The 16,085-nt window shown below is 56.3% G+C and carries 14 protein-coding genes; 4 read left to right on the top strand and 10 right to left on the bottom strand.

Features of this window, described 5'->3' with window-relative positions; translation table 11 throughout:
• Positions 1-77 precede the first annotated feature (77 nt).
• Positions 78-290: a PA3496 family putative envelope integrity protein gene (locus ACZRJQ_RS14025; RefSeq protein ID WP_463978937.1), complete on the top strand. Its 213-nt coding sequence runs from the start codon at positions 78-80 to the stop codon at positions 288-290.
• Here the strand turns inward: ACZRJQ_RS14025 and ACZRJQ_RS14020 are convergent.
• A complete protein-coding gene (locus ACZRJQ_RS14020) occupies positions 232-1,194 on the bottom strand; it encodes a LysR family transcriptional regulator (RefSeq protein WP_463978936.1) in 963 nt (320 codons plus the stop codon). The genes ACZRJQ_RS14025 and ACZRJQ_RS14020 overlap by 59 nt on opposite strands.
• Positions 1,195-1,383: 189 nt before the next feature.
• Here ACZRJQ_RS14020 and ACZRJQ_RS14015 point away from each other — a divergent pair, with 189 nt between their 5' ends.
• Positions 1,384-2,799, top strand: a complete 1,416-nt coding sequence (locus ACZRJQ_RS14015) for an acetyl-CoA carboxylase biotin carboxylase subunit (RefSeq protein WP_463978935.1) — start codon at positions 1,384-1,386, stop codon at positions 2,797-2,799.
• An 11-nt stretch (positions 2,800-2,810) separates the two neighbouring features.
• Positions 2,811-4,619: a sodium-extruding oxaloacetate decarboxylase subunit alpha gene (gene oadA, locus ACZRJQ_RS14010; protein ID WP_463978934.1), complete on the top strand. Its 1,809-nt coding sequence runs from the start codon at positions 2,811-2,813 to the stop codon at positions 4,617-4,619.
• Positions 4,620-4,746: 127 nt separating this feature from the next.
• On the opposite strand, the gene ACZRJQ_RS14005 is transcribed toward oadA, so the two are convergent.
• Genes ACZRJQ_RS14005 through ACZRJQ_RS13995 form a run of 3 tightly spaced genes read right to left on the bottom strand, consistent with a single transcriptional unit; the run spans position 4,747 to position 6,528 of the window.
• Positions 4,747-5,427 carry a GNAT family N-acetyltransferase gene (locus ACZRJQ_RS14005; RefSeq protein ID WP_463978933.1) on the bottom strand — a complete coding sequence of 227 codons (681 nt, stop codon included), beginning with the start codon at positions 5,425-5,427 and terminating at the stop codon, positions 4,747-4,749.
• A gap of 14 nt (positions 5,428-5,441) precedes the next feature.
• Positions 5,442-5,894 carry an N-acetyltransferase family protein gene (locus tag ACZRJQ_RS14000; protein ID WP_463978932.1) on the bottom strand — a complete coding sequence of 151 codons (453 nt, stop codon included), beginning with the start codon at positions 5,892-5,894 and terminating at the stop codon, positions 5,442-5,444.
• 4 nt (positions 5,895-5,898) lie between these two features.
• Positions 5,899-6,528 (bottom strand): FMN-binding negative transcriptional regulator, encoded by a 630-nt coding sequence (locus tag ACZRJQ_RS13995; RefSeq protein ID WP_463978931.1) that lies wholly within the window; start codon positions 6,526-6,528, stop codon positions 5,899-5,901.
• Positions 6,529-6,616: 88 nt separating this feature from the next.
• Between ACZRJQ_RS13995 and pdxR the strand changes: the two genes are divergently transcribed.
• Positions 6,617-8,164, top strand: a complete 1,548-nt coding sequence (gene pdxR / locus ACZRJQ_RS13990; protein WP_463978930.1) for a MocR-like pyridoxine biosynthesis transcription factor PdxR — start codon at positions 6,617-6,619, stop codon at positions 8,162-8,164.
• Between the two features lie 50 nt (positions 8,165-8,214).
• Here the strand turns inward: pdxR and ACZRJQ_RS13985 are convergent, their stop codons facing one another.
• The 6 genes from ACZRJQ_RS13985 to aspA form a co-directional block, all read right to left on the bottom strand.
• A complete protein-coding gene (locus tag ACZRJQ_RS13985) occupies positions 8,215-9,315 on the bottom strand; it encodes a polyamine ABC transporter substrate-binding protein (protein WP_463978929.1) in 1,101 nt (366 codons plus the stop codon).
• 12 nt (positions 9,316-9,327) lie between these two features.
• Positions 9,328-10,359 (bottom strand): histone deacetylase family protein, encoded by a 1,032-nt coding sequence (locus tag ACZRJQ_RS13980; RefSeq protein ID WP_463978928.1) that lies wholly within the window; start codon positions 10,357-10,359, stop codon positions 9,328-9,330.
• 187 nt (positions 10,360-10,546) lie between these two features.
• Complete coding sequence (locus ACZRJQ_RS13975) at positions 10,547-11,539, bottom strand: AraC family transcriptional regulator (RefSeq protein ID WP_463978927.1); 993 nt, start codon at positions 11,537-11,539, stop codon at positions 10,547-10,549.
• 96 nt (positions 11,540-11,635) lie between these two features.
• Entirely contained in the window at positions 11,636-12,640 is a 1,005-nt protein-coding gene (locus tag ACZRJQ_RS13970) for an asparaginase (RefSeq protein ID WP_463978926.1), read from the bottom strand.
• Positions 12,641-12,697: 57 nt separating this feature from the next.
• Positions 12,698-14,119, bottom strand: a complete 1,422-nt coding sequence (locus ACZRJQ_RS13965) for an alanine/glycine:cation symporter family protein (protein WP_463978925.1) — start codon at positions 14,117-14,119, stop codon at positions 12,698-12,700.
• Positions 14,120-14,550: 431 nt separating this feature from the next.
• On the bottom strand, positions 14,551-15,975 hold the full coding sequence (aspA, locus tag ACZRJQ_RS13960; RefSeq protein ID WP_463978924.1) for an aspartate ammonia-lyase: 1,425 nt from the start codon (positions 15,973-15,975) through the stop codon (positions 14,551-14,553).
• Between the last annotated feature and the right edge of the window lie 110 nt (positions 15,976-16,085).

Below are 16,085 nucleotides of genomic sequence, written 5' to 3'. Positions count from 1 at the left end.
CTGTCATGACGCCTTCGCCAAGTCGTCATAAACAAAGCGCATCGTGAAACTCCCGTACACGCCTTGGGAGACTCGAAATGGCTCAGCCCTACGAAGAACGCAACAGCGCCGTCAAAACCCGCCGTCAACAAGAAGACCAGCGCCGCATGGCCTTTCGTCGTGCGATTGAAGACCATACGGACCAGCGTCAATTGCGCCTGGAAACCTCTGATTACCCTGACGTCAGCGCCATTAATTATTGGCAGGCCACGTCGACAGGCGACCGTCGAAGCGCTCAACCAGCGCGCTGATTTGCAATCGCTCACTGCGAATAAACCCCAGAAACGCATGAGCCACCGGCGACAGGCGTTTGGCTTTGGCCTGTACCGCGCACCAGCTGCGATACAGGGGTAGCTCGTCGACCGGCAGCTCTCGCAGCAGGCCGGTCGCCAGTTCCAGATTAACGGCGTGACGCGTTAACAGCGCCACGCCCAATCCTGCAATTGCGCACTCACGCTGAGACTCGGTCGATGCCACTTCTAGTGTTTGATTGAAGTGCACGCGCTTTTCTTTGAAATACTCTTCGCACGCCAAACGCGTCCCTGAACCGGGCTCGCGTATCACCAACGTATAGGGCACAAGGTCTTGCAAGTGCAGCGGGCCTTGATCGCACAGTGGGTGATCGGCGGGAGCGACAGCGATGATCGGGTTGTTCAGAAACGGCAAAAATTCCAGCCCCATGTCTTGAGGCACCATCGACATGATGACCAAGTCGTCGCGGTTGTCTGACAGGCGACGTACTGCCTGCGCTCGATTGACCACGGTGAGCTGCAAATTGACTTCTGGGTGCTGGCGCTTGAAGGCCGCAAACAGGTGCGGAACAAAATATTTGGCACTGGATTCCACCGCCAATTTCAGTTGCCCTTGCAGCGACCCTTGCATGTCCGACAGCTGCATATCGAGGTTTTCCAGTCGTCCAAAAATGTCGCGACTGGCTAACTGAAGCGCTTCAGCGGCCTCGGTCATGTACAACTTTTTACCGACGTAATCGAATAAAGGCTGCCCAATAAGCTCTTCCAACTGCCTAATTTGTAGGCTCACGGCAGGTTGGGTCAGTGACATTTCCTCTGCTGCGCGGCTGTAAGAGCGTAAATCGCAGACTTCGTTGAACACGCGAAGCTGGCGTAAAGTTATACGCATCAATGACTTACGCATTTTGTTGGGCTTCTTTTGGTAGTTGTATGGCAGAACTATAAGTCTTTGCTTATGTATTACCCAAGAAAGATTGATTTTTGTTTATCGCTGTTGGGGTCTAGTGTGACAACGCAACGGTTCAGACACATTTGGACACGTGCCGACTTGGTCTAGCAGGTCGTTTGTTCCATGGGCTTTAGGAAACTCCAAGTGATAAAAAAGATCCTGATCGCCAACCGCGGTGAAATTGCCGTCCGCATTGTGCGTGCCTGCGCCGAGATGGGCATTCGCTCCGTAGCGGTCTATTCCGACGCCGACCGTCATGCCTTGCATGTCAAACGTGCTGACGAAGCTCACAGCATCGGCGAAGACCCGCTGGCCGGTTACCTTAATCCGCGCAAGCTAGTGAACCTGGCCGTTGAAACCGGCTGTGATGCCTTGCATCCCGGTTACGGATTCTTGTCAGAAAATGCTGAGTTGGCTGACATCTGCGCTGAGCGCGGCATCAAATTTATTGGCCCGGCCGCAGAAGTGATTCGCCGTATGGGCGACAAGACTGAAGCGCGCCGCAGCATGATCAAGGCCGGTGTACCGGTTACGCCGGGCACAGAAGGCAACGTTGCAGACATTCACGAAGCCTTGGTCGAAGGTGAGCGCATTGGTTATCCGGTGATGCTCAAAGCCACGTCAGGGGGCGGCGGCCGCGGAATTCGTCGCTGCAACAGCCGTGAAGAGCTGGAGCAAGCGTTTCCACGCGTGATCTCCGAAGCCACCAAGGCCTTTGGCTCGGCAGAAGTATTCCTCGAAAAGTGCATCGTTAACCCTAAGCACATTGAAGCTCAGATTCTGGGTGACAGCTTCGGCAACGTGGTGCATCTGTTTGAGCGCGACTGCTCGATCCAGCGTCGCAACCAAAAGCTCATTGAAATAGCCCCAAGCCCACAACTGACCCCTGAGCAGCGCGCCTATATCGGCGATCTGTCAGTGCGCGCAGCCAAGGCTGTGGGTTACGAAAACGCCGGTACTGTGGAGTTCCTGCTCGCCGAGGGCGAGGTGTACTTCATGGAGATGAACACTCGGGTGCAGGTGGAACACACCATCACCGAAGAAATCACCGGCATCGACATTGTTCGTGAGCAAATCCGCATTGCTTCTGGCTTGCCGCTTTCGGTCAAGCAAGAAGACATTCATCACCGCGGTTATGCCCTGCAATTTCGGATCAATGCCGAAGACCCGAAAAACAACTTTCTGCCCAGCTTCGGCAAGATCACCCGTTACTACGCGCCCGGCGGTCCTGGCGTGCGTACTGACACCGCGATCTATACCGGCTACACCATTCCGCCTTTTTACGACTCCATGTGTCTGAAGCTGGTGGTGTGGGCGCTGACATGGGAAGAAGCGATGGACCGTGGTTTGCGCGCCCTGGACGACATGCGTCTGCAAGGGGTCAAAACCACCGCCGCGTATTACCAGGAAATCCTGCGTAACCCGGAATTCCGTAGTGGTGAGTTCAACACCAGCTTCGTCGAAAGCCACCCTGAACTGACCAACTACTCGATCAAGCGCAAACCCGAAGAGCTGGCTCTGGCCATCGCTGCTGCCATTGCCGCCCACGCAGGCCTGTGAGGAATATTTCAATGTCGAAGAAGATTTTTGTAACTGACACCATCCTGCGTGACGCTCATCAGTCGCTGCTGGCCACTCGCATGCGCACCGAAGACATGCTGCCGATTTGCGACAAGCTCGACAAAGTGGGCTACTGGTCGCTGGAAGTTTGGGGCGGCGCCACCTTTGATGCGTGTGTACGCTTTCTGAAAGAAGACCCGTGGGAGCGTCTGCGCCAACTGCGCGCAGCGCTGCCTAACACCCGTCTGCAAATGCTGCTGCGGGGTCAGAACTTGCTGGGCTATCGCCACTACAGCGATGACGTGGTTAAAGCTTTCGTGGCTAAAGCGGCGGTCAACGGTATCGACGTGTTCCGCATCTTCGACGCCATGAACGACGTGCGTAACTTGCGTGTTGCCATCGAGGCTGTCAAAGCCGCTGGCAAGCATGCTCAGGGCACTATCGCTTACACCACCAGCCCGGTGCATACCATTGACGCGTTTGTGGCTCAGGCCAAGCAAATGGAAGCGATGGGGTGCGATTCGATTGCGATTAAAGACATGGCGGGTCTGCTGACCCCTTTTGCTACGGGCGAGTTGGTTAAAGCGCTGAAAGCAGAAATCAGCCTGCCGATCTTTATCCATTCCCACGACACCGCGGGTCTGGCTGCCATGTGCCAGCTCAAGGCAATCGAAAACGGCGCTGATCACATTGATACGGCGATCTCCAGCTTCGCGTGGGGCACCAGCCACCCAGGTACCGAGTCGATGGTAGCGGCCCTAAAAGGCAGCGAATACGACACCGGCCTCGACCTCGCGTTGTTGCAGGAAATCGGTCTGTATTTCTACGCGGTGCGTAAGAAGTATCACCAGTTCGAAAGCGAATTTACTGCTGTCGACACCCGTGTTCAGGTCAATCAGGTGCCGGGCGGGATGATTTCCAACCTTGCTAACCAGCTCAAAGAGCAGGGCGCCCTGAATCGCATGAGCGAAGTGCTGGCTGAAATCCCGCGTGTTCGTGAAGACCTGGGCTTCCCGCCGCTGGTGACACCTACGTCGCAAATTGTCGGTACACAGGCGTTTTTCAACGTTTTGGCGGGTGAGCGTTACAAAACCATCACCAACGAAGTGAAGCTCTACCTGCAAGGTGGCTACGGCAAGGCGCCGGGTGTGGTCAACGAGCAGCTGCGTCGTCAGGCCATTGGTAACGAAGAATTAATCGACGTGCGCCCAGCGGACTTGCTCAAGCCGGAAATGGTCAAGCTGCGTGGCGAAATCGGCGCGCTGGCCCAGTCTGAAGAGGACGTGCTGACCTTCGCCATGTTCCCGGACATTGGTCGCAAGTTCCTCGAAGAGCGTGCGGCGGGCACTTTGGTGTCTGAAGTGTTGCTGCCGATCCCGGAAGCAGGCGGCGTGACCCAAGCCGGCGGTGAAGGCGTGCCAACTGAATTCGTGATCGACGTGCATGGCGAAAGCTACCGCGTAGACATCACTGGCGTGGGCGTCAAAGCAGAAGGTAAGCGTCACTTCTACCTGTCCATTGACGGCATGCCGGAAGAAGTGGTGTTTGAGCCACTCAACGAATTTGTCGGCAGTGCGATTGGCAAGCGCAAGCAAGCCAGCGAGCCGGGTCATGTCAGCACCACCATGCCGGGCAACATCGTTGATGTGCTGGTTAAAGTGGGCGACACCGTCAAGGCGGGGCAATCGGTGCTCATCACCGAAGCCATGAAAATGGAGACCGAAGTACAGGCCGCCATTGCGGGCAAAGTTGTCACTATCCACGTGATCAAAGGCGACCGTGTTAACCCGGGCGAAATTCTGATCGAAATCGAAGCCTGATAACGCTTTGATCTAAACGCTTTAAACCTCGGGGGAGCATGTGCTCCCCTTTTTTTTGCCTGGGATTTGTAAGTGTTTTTAGCGCGCTTCCCAGTAGGCGTTTTTTCTTGAGCGCTCTGATTGTTTTTTATACAGCGCACGCTCTGCATTCTTCTAAAGTCTTTATTTGGCCTGTTTTGGGTTGGTTATCCAGTGCCAGCCATTTTTCGAAGCCTGCTGCTATGGGTGCCCATTGCGTACTGATTATGCTGTACCACGTAGTATCACGATTTTTACCTTTGGCTACCATATGCTGGCGAAATACGCCTTCGTACGTGTACCCCAATCGTACTGCTGTACGATTTGAGCGGGCGTTTTCGCTGTTGCACTTCCACTCCAACCTGCGGTTGCCCAGTGCGAAGGATTCTTTGGCCAGTAAGTAAGCGGCTTCGGTACTTTTTGGCGAGCGTTGCATCGGCGCTCCAAACGCTACGTGGCCGATTTCGATGCGCCCGTGCTCAGGAACAATGGACATTAGGCTGATTAGCCCCTGCGCTTGACCATTGGCCTTGTCGACGACGGTGTAATAGTACGGATCAAGGCTGGTGGCATTGCCGTTGAGCCACGCATCAAAGGTCGCCCGCTCTGTAAAAGGACCATACGCCAAATAGTCCCAGAGCTTGGGATCACCCTGCGGCCCTTCCAAGGCTAACCATAGATCATCGCCATGACGTCCCGGGTCGAGTTTTTCCAGACGAATGTAACGCCCTTCAAGTACTTGGGCGCTTGGGCGTTTTGCGGCTTGCCAGTGTTCTAAAGATTGAGGCATTACGGGCTCCTTATTTATGACAAGGCTTTGCGAAACTGGATAAAGCCGGGGCGTTCGGCAATTCGTTCATACAGTTGGATCGCGGTAGCGTTGGTTTCTTGGGTCAGCCAATGAACCTTGGCGCAGTGATTGTCACGAGCGGTGGCATACACATGCTCGATCAACAAGCGCCCCACACCCGTGCCGCGCACTTGGGGGCTGACAAACAGATCTTGAAGGTAGCAGGAGTTACCGATGCTCCAGTTGGAACGGTGGTAAATGAATTGCACCAGGCCTACGGCTCTATCACCTTGCCAGGCTAGCGCCAGGTGAGTTGGCTCGCTTGGGTCGAGAAAGCGCTGCCAAGTTGACTGGCTCACTTCAGTGGGTAGTTCAGTTTTGTAAAAGTGTAAATAAGCCTGCCAGAGCGGTAGCCATTGGTCGTGATCGGCTGAGGTGGCGGGTTTGATCTGGAGTGTCTGAGCCATGTTGCTATTCCTTAGCGATTAATTGCGCGAGTGCATGGTCTTTTGAGTTGTTGTTGGCTAAAAGGCCATTGCGCACACCTGCCTGGTCGACGGTGCTGCGGTTTTGGCTGAGTTTGCGCTGGCCGATCAAGCGGCTAATGGGCAACTCAAACCCCACAATGGCCTTGAGCATGCTGTCGATGTAATCGCGCGGCGCATCGCTGACTTGCCACGGTTCACTGCGGCCCGCTTCGTGGCGATCGCTCAGTTGGCTCACGACGTTTAGCAGGCGCTGCGCATCATCAAAAACATCTGCTTGGCCGTAGGCGTGAACAGCGATGTAGTTCCACGTGGGCACTGCTTTGCCGTGTTCGGCTTTGCTGGGATAGAAGGAAGGGCTGATGTAGGCGTCTTCGCCTGCAAAAATCACCAATGCCTCAGCGCCGCTGGCCAAGTCGTGCCACTGCCTATTGGCGCGGGCGAGGTGGCCATACAGCGTGCCTTGTAAGCCTTGATCCGGCTTAAGCAGTAACGGCACATGACTGGCCAACAAGCCTTGCTCGCCCTGTGTAACCAGTAGGGCTAGGCGAGTAGCCAGCATCTGCTTGTGCAAGGTGGGCAGGTCTTTTTCGATAAAGGCACTGGGCGTGTACATAAAAATTCCTTGGCGAATGCCAGCATCCTAGGCGAGGCTAATGGCTCGTTGTAAGAGCCATTACAGGTCATTTTTATAGGTCCAATGTATGCCTGACTCAGCGCTATCGATTGCTTTCAACCCGGCCGGAATCGAACTGGACCCCAAAAAGGGTCTGAGTCGTCAGCTGTATCAGGCGCTACGCCAGCGAGTGCTGGATGGCCGGCTCAGCAGTGGCTCGCGCCTTCCGGCCAGTCGTGATCTGGCGATGGCGCTCGGGGTTTCACGTAACAGCGTGGTGCGCGCTTACGATCAGCTTTACGCCGAAGGTTTTATCGAGGGACGGGTAGGAGATGGGACTTACGTAGCTCAACTGCCCGAAAAAACACTGCCGCTGAAAAAGTTGTCCACTAAGTTATGCACAGGGTTTTCAACAGGCTTACCCACAGGTTTATCCACAAAATCGGCTATTTCACCTGTAATTACATCCAGTAAAGTTATCCACAGCACGGCCTTAAACAGGGTTGCTCAGCATCCTTTGCCATTGCCTGCAACGGGCGCCCCACGTGCATTTCGCGTGGGGGTGCCGGCCTTTGATTTGTTCCCTTTTGAGGTCTGGAGCAAGCTGCAGGCGGCATTTTGGCGCAGGCCGGATTTGCAGCACTTGTGCTATGGCAACCCTGCGGGCGACGAACGTTTACGCGAGTTGATTGCCGTCTATTTGCGCACTTCGAGGGGTTTATCCTGCACGGCTGAGCAAATTTTGATCACCTGTGGCGCGCAACAGGGAATTAGCCTTTGTGCACAGCTGCTGGTGGAGCCGGGTCAGGGTGTTGCGGTGGAGAATCCGGGCTATCGCGCTGCGGCTCAAGCTTTTGCGATTGCAGGTGCCAATGTGCAAGGTGTTGCCGTCGATCAAGAGGGCATGAATTGCACCGCATTGGAGGGCTTGAGTGATTGTTCGTTGGCCTACGTTACCCCGTCACATCAGTATCCCAGCGGGGTGACGATGAGCCTTGCCCGGCGCCTTGAATTGCTGGCTTGGGCTGAGCGTAATCAGAGCTGGATCGTCGAAGACGATTACGACGGCGAGTACCGTTATAGCGGCGCACCGCTGGCCCCGTTGGCAGCACTGGATCGTCAGGGGCGGGTAATTTATGTCGGCACCTTTGGCAAGGTCGCGTTCCCGGCGTTGCGTTTGGGCTATTTGGTGTTGCCGCAAACGTTGGTCGAACCTTTTGCACAGCGGCGAGCGTTGGATATGCGCCACTCTGAAGTCAGTACCCAAGTGGTCATGGCCGAGTTCATGGCGGCGGGGCATTTTCAACGTCATATCCGGCGTATGCGTCGCGCCGCATTGGCGCGGCGTAATGCCGTGCTGGCTGACTGGCCAACGGACATCGCCGGGCTCGGGCCGCCGCCCAGTGTAGCGGCTGGTTTGCACATGACGGTGCCGGTCAGCAGCCTTGAGCGTGAGCAAACCTTGCTGGCGCAAGCCGCACAGGTTGATGTTGAGATCAACGGCCTGAGCCGCTACTGGCTGCAAGACTCGGCTGAGCCTGTGGATAAACGGGCGGGTTTGGTGCTGGGATTTGCCGCGGTGCCCGAAGCAGATATCAAAGCGGCGCTGGGGCGTTTGAAAAAAGTGTGGCGATGACACCCGTTTTGAAGGCGCGAGCCACCTCGCGCCTTCAAAGGGTGGCGGAGTCAGGTGCCTGATTTGATCTTGGTCCACGCACGGGTTCGCGCCCGCTCAGCCTCACGCGGCAGTGGCGTTAGGGTATACAGCGTGCTCATGGCGGCCTCGGTCGGGTACAGGTTGGGGTTATTGCGAATCTCGGGTGCGACCAACTCGGTCGCGTCTTTGTTCGGGTTGGGATAACCGACAAAATCGCTGATGGGCGCAATGACCTTGGGCTGTAGCAAGTAGTTGATAAAGGTGTAGGCGTCTTCGGTATCTTTCGCGCCTTTAGGGATGGCCAGCATGTCGAACCAGATCGGGGCGCCTTCTTTTGGCAAGCGCATGTCCACTGTTACGCCATTTTTGGCTTCTTTGGCTCGATTGGCGGCTTGCGAAAAACTCCCCGAATAACCCACAGCCACGCAAATATCGCCATTGGCGATGTCTGCCATGTATTTGGATGAGTGGAAGTAGGTGACATAAGGACGAATTTTCATCAACAAGGCTTCGGCTTTGGCGTAGTCCTTTGGATTGCTGCTGTTAGGTGGCAAGCCCAAATGTTGCAATGCCAGTGGCAGGATTTCGGATGGCGAGTCCAGCAGTGCAACGCCGCACTGTTTAAGTTTGCTGATGTTATCTTCTTTGAAAATCAGGTCCCAACTGTCCACGGGCGCGTTTTCACCCAAAGCGGCTTTGACCTTGTCCGGGTTGAAGCCGATCAAAATGGTGCCGTACATGTAAGGCACGGCAAATTGGTTGCCGGGGTCGTTGGCTTCGATCAGTTGCATCAACTTGGGGTCGAGGTGATTCCAGTTAGGCAGTTTGCTGCGATCCAACGGCTGAAAAACCCCGGCTTCGATCTGCTTGGCTAAAAAAACGTTGGACGGCACCACCACGTCATAGCCGGAATTACCGGTGAGTAGCTTGGCCTCCAGTGCTTCGTTGGTGTCAAAAATGTCGTAGATCAGCTTCACGTTGGTGTCTTTTTTGAAGTCCACCAAGGTCTGCGGGGTGATGTAATCGAACCAGTTGTACACCCGCAACGTGCGGTCCTGTGCGTGTACGGCGCCGCTCAATACAGCGCTGGCGCAGAGTGCAGGCACGATTAAACGCGAAAGAGTTGTCATTGTTCTAATCCCTCATTGGGCGTTTTGAAAGCCTTCCAGCACATTGACGGCATTGATGCCGATTTCTTCTACGGCGTAACCGCCTTCCATCACGAACAATGTTGGCTTGCCCAGGCGTGCGATGCGTTCGCCCATTAACAGATAGTCCGGGCTGTCGAGTTTGAATTGGGAAATAGGATCGTTTTTGAAGGTGTCGACGCCCAGCGAAATGACCAGCACATCGGCGTCGTAGCGTTCTATTTCAGCGCAGGCCAACTCCAGTGCGGCGCTCCAGCGATCCCATGCGCTGGCGGCAGGCAGCGGGTAGTTGAAGTTAAAGCCTTCGCCGGGGCCTTCACCACGCTCATCTTCATAGCCCAAAAAGAATGGGAACTCGAACTGAGGATGCCCGTGAATTGAAGTGAATAGCACGTCGCTGCGCTCATAAAAAATCGACTGCGTGCCGTTGCCGTGGTGATAGTCCACGTCAAGGATGGCGACTTTGCTGTGGCCTTGATCGAGGAACGCCTGCGCTGCAATTGCGGCGTTGTTCAGGTAGCAATAACCGCCCATCAAATCGCTGGCAGCGTGATGGCCAGGCGGGCGGCACAGTGCGAATGCACTGCGGGCGCCACGCTGAATTTCTGCCTGAGCGGTGAGGGCAACTTGTGCTGCGCTGTAGGCTGCTTGCCATGTGCCCGCTGTAATGGGGGCGCCGCCGTCGAAGCTGTAATAGCCCAATTGGCCATGAAGGTTGGTGGGCAAAACGGCACGCAAGGTACGGGCTGGCCAAGTGAAGGGCAGCAGGTCTCCTTCATGACCTTGCTCGGCCCAGCGCTCCCAAGCCCCTTGGAAAAAGTCCAGATAGGCGGCGCTGTGTACGCGCTGGATTGGACCAAGGCCAAAATCTTGTGGGGCTTGTACTGGGCCGAGTGCGCGGTTTTGTACCCGTTGTAGAACATGGTCTGCGCGTGAAGGCATTTCGAAGCAGGGCATCAATTGCCCGTCAATCAGCTCACAACGTCCATGATGCAGGTGGTGATCGTCTGAATAGATCGTCAGCATTTTTCTTATTCTCCGCAGGCTTAATCGGTGGCCTACAGTCTTGCGGCCCGGGATCTTTCAGAGAACGACAGGAGCGGCCAAAAGGGGATAAATACGGCCAAAAAAGCTGACCGAAATTCGCCTCTTTTCCGCGCACGCTCGCCCTGTGTCGGTGCACTTAAAACCTGTGGAGTAAGACCACGCTGTTTCAGGCGCGGAATTGACTGGGCGATACGCCGCTCCAGCGTACAAATGCGTGTCGAAAACTCGCGGTTTCGCTGAAGCCCAATGTTTCGGCAATCTGATAAATCGGCCACTCCGTGTCTTGGAGTAACAGCTTGGCGCGCTCGAAACGAAGCTCGTCGAGCAGCCCTTGATAGCTGCATCCGGCGTCATGCAAGTGTCGACGCAAGGTGCGTGGCGAGCAGTTCATTTGTTCGGCCAAACCCTCAAGGCCGGGGGCTGCATGCAGTTGCGCCACCAGTAACTGGCGGATGCGTGCCAGCCAGGTTTGGCGCCCGGTGAACTCCAAATTCTGTTTGCGGCAACGTTCGGCCATCGCTTGATGGGTGATGGCATCGGCCAGCGGCAAGGGGTGGTCAAGCCAGTGGGTGGCGAAGGCGAATGCATTGTTTGGGGCATCAAACGCACGCGGGCAGTTGAAGGTTCGCTCGTAACACGCGTGGTAATCGGGTTTGCTGTGGGCGAAACGAGCACCCAGCATCGGAATTGTCTGGCCCACCAAGTCTTCACATATGATTTTCAGCGACACCAAACATAGCTCGGCGTTGAACACGGCCAGTTGAGGGGTTTCGCGATAACCGCTGGCACAAAACCAAACCTCGCCGCCCTCTACCTCAAGGCTTAATTCAAAAAGTGTTCCCAGCAAGGCCGGATAGCGTAATGCCAAGCGCAAAGCGTCACCTAAGGTGGCACTGGTGAGTAGGGCATAGCCGAGCATGCCGTATGACGAAACGTGCATGCGGCGTCCTAACTCAAGCCCGATGTCACGACGTAACGCCACCGCGTTGGCGCATACACGCATTTCTTGATTGGTGGTGATGCGGGTATCGGCACGGCTCAAGTCCGCGGCTCGTATGCCGCTGCCCGCTAACAGTGCTTCGCTGGGCAAGCCTTCGGCTTCGAAGGTGCTGAGCACCAGAGAGACGGCGTTGAGCGTAGTGAGATGGGAGTGGAGCATGCTCGCTTCCTGCATTGGGGTGCTGGAAGCGAGCAAGTTGTGTGCCGGGGCTTGTAGTCGCTGGTGAAGGCTGAGATTACAAGGGGTGCAGAAGAGTTAAGCCAGCTCGCCGCCGATATCGAGTTCGACCAAGCGCCGCACCTCAGTGATCGGCAGGCCCGAGCCCAGCAACGCGTGTAACTTGCCGAACACAGCTTCGCGAGTCATGCCGCCGCCAGAGCTTACGCCCGCCTTGCGCAAGCGGCTGCCCGCCTCGTACACATCCAGTTGCACGCCGCCTTCGTGGCACTGGGTAATGGCCACGACCACGATGCCGTTTTCGTGGGCTTGTTGCAGGCTGGCCAGAAACGCAGGGTTATCGCTAGGCCCCGTGCCGCTGCCATAGCACTCCAGCACCAAGGCCTGAATGCCGCTGGCCAGCAACGCATCAAGTTGCGCAGCCTGAATGCCAGGCACTAAAGGAAGCACGCCCACGCATGCTTCGGATTTGGCTTGGTGGTAGGCCAGTGCGTGAGGCAGTGGCGCTGCCTTGGGCGCGCCACCTTGACGCTTCAGCGCAACAAACGGGTTGCGTCCAAAACTGCGCACTTTGGCGCATCGTGTCGGGGCCAATAGTTCGCCGTGGAAGTACAGCTGCACGCCGTGGGGTTGGCCTTGGGCCAGTGCGCTCAAAGCCCCTGCTAGGTTTTCCCAGGCATCGCTATCGGGCGCGCCCGCAGGCAGCATTGAGCCGGTAAACAGTACGGGTGCAGGAAAGCCCAGTAATTGGAAACTAACAGCCGCAGCGCTGTAGGCCAGCGTGTCGGTGCCGTGCAGAACCAGTACAGCGTCGCAGCCATCCTGTTCGATGGCTTCGATAATTGCCGTGCGCAGACGTAGCCAGTAGGCGGGGCTCATGTTGGCACTGTCGATCAGCGGGCTCATCTCGCGCAAACGCCATTGCGGCACTTGCAATTGTGGTTGGCTGGCGAGGTAGTCGCTCATGCGTACTTCAAAGCCTGAGGCAGGCACCAGGCCGTCTGCACTGGCCTGCATGCCGATAGTGCCGCCGGTATAGAGCACCATGACGCGTTGAGCGCCGGGTAGATTGGCTGCAATCATTGATCAGTCCCCATAAGCAAAAACGCAGCGGTTCTGGTCAGAACCGCTGCGTGAGTGTCAGCGTTTTGTTTCTTCGGTCTTGGTGGCTGTTATGGGCGGCCAAGCCTTCAGATCCAGATCCAGGTCCGAGAATTTACTGGAATCGAACACGGGTGTCTTGATCCCGGCGTTACGTTGGTCGTCGTAATCTTTGAGCACGCGCATGCAGACTTTAAACAGCATGGCCAAAGCAATCAGGTTAACGAACGCCAGCATGGTCATGGCGATGTCGGCGAACGCGAAGACAGTTTGCAGGTTTTCAATTGAACCCCAAAAAATCAACACCAGCACCAACACACGATAACCAATCAACGCTTTGCGGCTCTCGCCTACCAAAAAGCGCAGGTTGTTCTCACCCAGATAGTAGTTGTAGAGCATCGAGGTGAAGACGAACAACGCCAGTGCCACGCTGATAAACACGCGACCCCATTCGCCCACAACAGCAGCCAGCGAGTTTTGGGTCAGGGCAATACCATCGCCTTCAAAGCCAGGCGTGTAGAAGCCCGACAGCAAAATCAGCAGAGCGGTGCAGGTGCAGATCACAAAAGTGTCGAGGAACACGCTGAATGCTTGAACCACACCTTGAGCAATCGGGTGGTCAACATCGGCCACGGCCGCTACGTTCGGCGCGCTACCCAAGCCGGCTTCGTTGGCAAATACGCCGCGTTTAACACCCATCACAATCGCGCTGCCAATCAGGCCGCCAAACACCGGGTCGAGACCGAATGCACTTTTAACGATGTGCCCCAGCATGGCGGGCACTTGATCAAATTGCAGCACGATCACGTACAGCGTCACACCGATGTAGGCCAATGTTTTGACCGGGACCAACAAATCGGCCACCGAAGCGATCCGTTTAATACCGCCGATAAACACCAGCCCCAGCAGAATGGCGATGGCCAAGCCCGAGTAACTGACCTCGAAGCCGAAGGCATCTTGCAGCGAATGAGTCACGGCATGGGCTTGCAGCCCCATAAAGGCAAACCCAAAGGTAATCAGCAGCAGGACGGCCATCAACTTGCCCATCCAGACTTTGCCCAGGCCGTGCTTCATATAGAAGGACGGACCGCCGCGCAGTTGGCCTTCAGAGTCACGGCGCTTGTACAACTGGCCCAGTGAGCACTCGATCAGGCTGCTGGACATGCCGACCAGCGCGGTTACCCACATCCAGAACACGGCACCGGGGCCGCCAAGGGTGACAGCAATGCCGACGCCGGCAATGTTGCCTGCACCCACACGGCCTGCCAGGCTCAGCATCAATGCCTGAAACGAGCTCAACTCACCGGCGCTGCTGCGCAGGCTGTCTTTGAAAACCGAAAACATGTGCAGGAAGTAACGAAACTGAACGAAACGCGAGCGGATCGTGAAGTAGCCACCGAGCCCAACCATGAGCACGATTAGCACTTTCCCTGAGAGGAAGTCATTGATGACTTCAAGCATGGATTATTCCTCGCTGTTCTTATCTTCTGATGGCAAGACGGCCGGATCGAACGGTCGCGCTACGCCCGTTTGAACAGGGCTAACGTAGGCGATGAAGGCGATCGTGGCCATATTGCTGCTTGGTTTACGATGCTGTTTGCGCACTGCTGATGGCCGCTGTTACAAGGCCGACGCATGGCAAGAGGGCGGGCACTATACCTAGGAGAGTAGGAAGCGTCTCCATAAGTGATTGAATTTTCATGTGTGAGTCGTCTGAAAAGGCCTCTTATTCTGTCGTGTTTGCCCTCGTCTAGAGGGTGGGGCTTCTTTGGTAGCGCCAGCGAAACTCAAATCGTAAGCAAAAAAAAGGGCCCGCAAATGAATCTGCGAGCCCTCAAAAGGTGAGAGGTGTCTAGTCCCTCGACCTGGTGAGCGTTGAGCGTGTTACTGCGTTAGGCCTTCAAAGGCACCAAGCGCGGAGCAATCATGTTTTCTGGCCGCAGGATGTCGTCGAGCATAGCGTCGTCGAGCAAGCCTTCTTCGCGAACCAGTTCCAGTACGCCGCGGCCGCTTTCGAGGGCGATACGGGCGATACGGGTGGCGTTTTCATAGCCGATGTACGGGTTCAGTGCAGTGACCAGACCGATCGAATGCTCGACCAGTTCGCGGCAGCGCGCTTCGTTGGCAGTGATGCCGACGATGCAGTGCTCGCGCAGCATGTCCATAGCGCGTTGCAGCAGGCGGATCGAGTCGAAGATCTTGAAGGCGATCAGCGGCTCCATCACGTTCAGTTGCAGTTGGCCGCCTTCGGCTGCGATGGTCAGCGCCAAGTCGTTACCAATGATCTGGAACGCAACTTGGTTAACGGCTTCCGGGATAACCGGGTTGACCTTGCCGGGCATGATCGAGCTGCCTGGCTGACGCGCTGGCAGGTTGATCTCGTTGATGCCGGTACGTGGGCCGCTGGACAGCAGGCGCAGGTCATTGCAAATCTTCGACAGTTTGACCGCAGTACGCTTGAGCATGCCTGAGAACAGAACGAAAGCGCCCATGTCCGAGGTGGCTTCGATCAAGTCGGCAGCCGGAACCAGCGGGTGACCGCTGATGGTCGCCAGACGTGTCACGGCCAGGTTCTGGTAGCGCGGGTCAGCGTTGATGCCAGTACCAATGGCAGTACCGCCCAGGTTCACTTCGGTCAGCAGTTCTGGCGCCAGTGTTTTGAGGCGGGCCAGGTCTTCACCCAAAGTTGTGGCGAAGGCGCGGAACTCTTGACCCAAGGTCATCGGCACGGCGTCTTGCAACTGGGTGCGGCCCATTTTCAGGACGTGGCTGAACTCTTGACCTTTCGCCGCGAATGCCTGAATAAGGCTATCGAGGCTGGCGAGCATGGCGTCGTGGCCCAACAGCAGACCCAGGCGGATCGCAGTCGGGTACGCGTCGTTAGTCGACTGCGCCATGTTGACGTCGTTGTTCGGGTGCAGGTATTGGTATTCGCCCTTCTGGTGGCCCATAGCCTCCAGCGCGATGTTGGCGATGACTTCGTTGGCGTTCATGTTGGTTGAAGTGCCAGCGCCGCCTTGAATCATGTCCACCACAAACTCTTCGTGGAAATCGCCGCGGATCAAACGTGCACAGGCTTCGCTGATGGCAGCGTGCTTGGCGTCGCTTAAGTGACCCAGCTCGCGGTTGGCATCAGCAGCGGCTTGTTTAACCATTGCCAGGCCCACAACCAGCTTCGGGTAGTGCGAAATCGGGACGCCGGAGAGACGGAAGTTATGCACCGCTCGCAGGGTCTGGATGCCGTAATACGCTTGAGCGGGTACTTCGAGTACGCCAAGCAGGTCTTTTTCGGTACGGAAAGATGCAGCGGAGGACATGATAGAAATCATCTCGATAAGGACCCGGTCTGAGCCGGAACGCTGCGAATCCTAGGCCTGCGTACAATTTTGGGCCAATGCCTTTAAACACTATCCTATGCAGAAACGGC

The organism is Pseudomonas sp. E315, from assembly GCF_055406205.1.
This window is presented reverse-complemented; position numbering and strand designations above follow the sequence as displayed.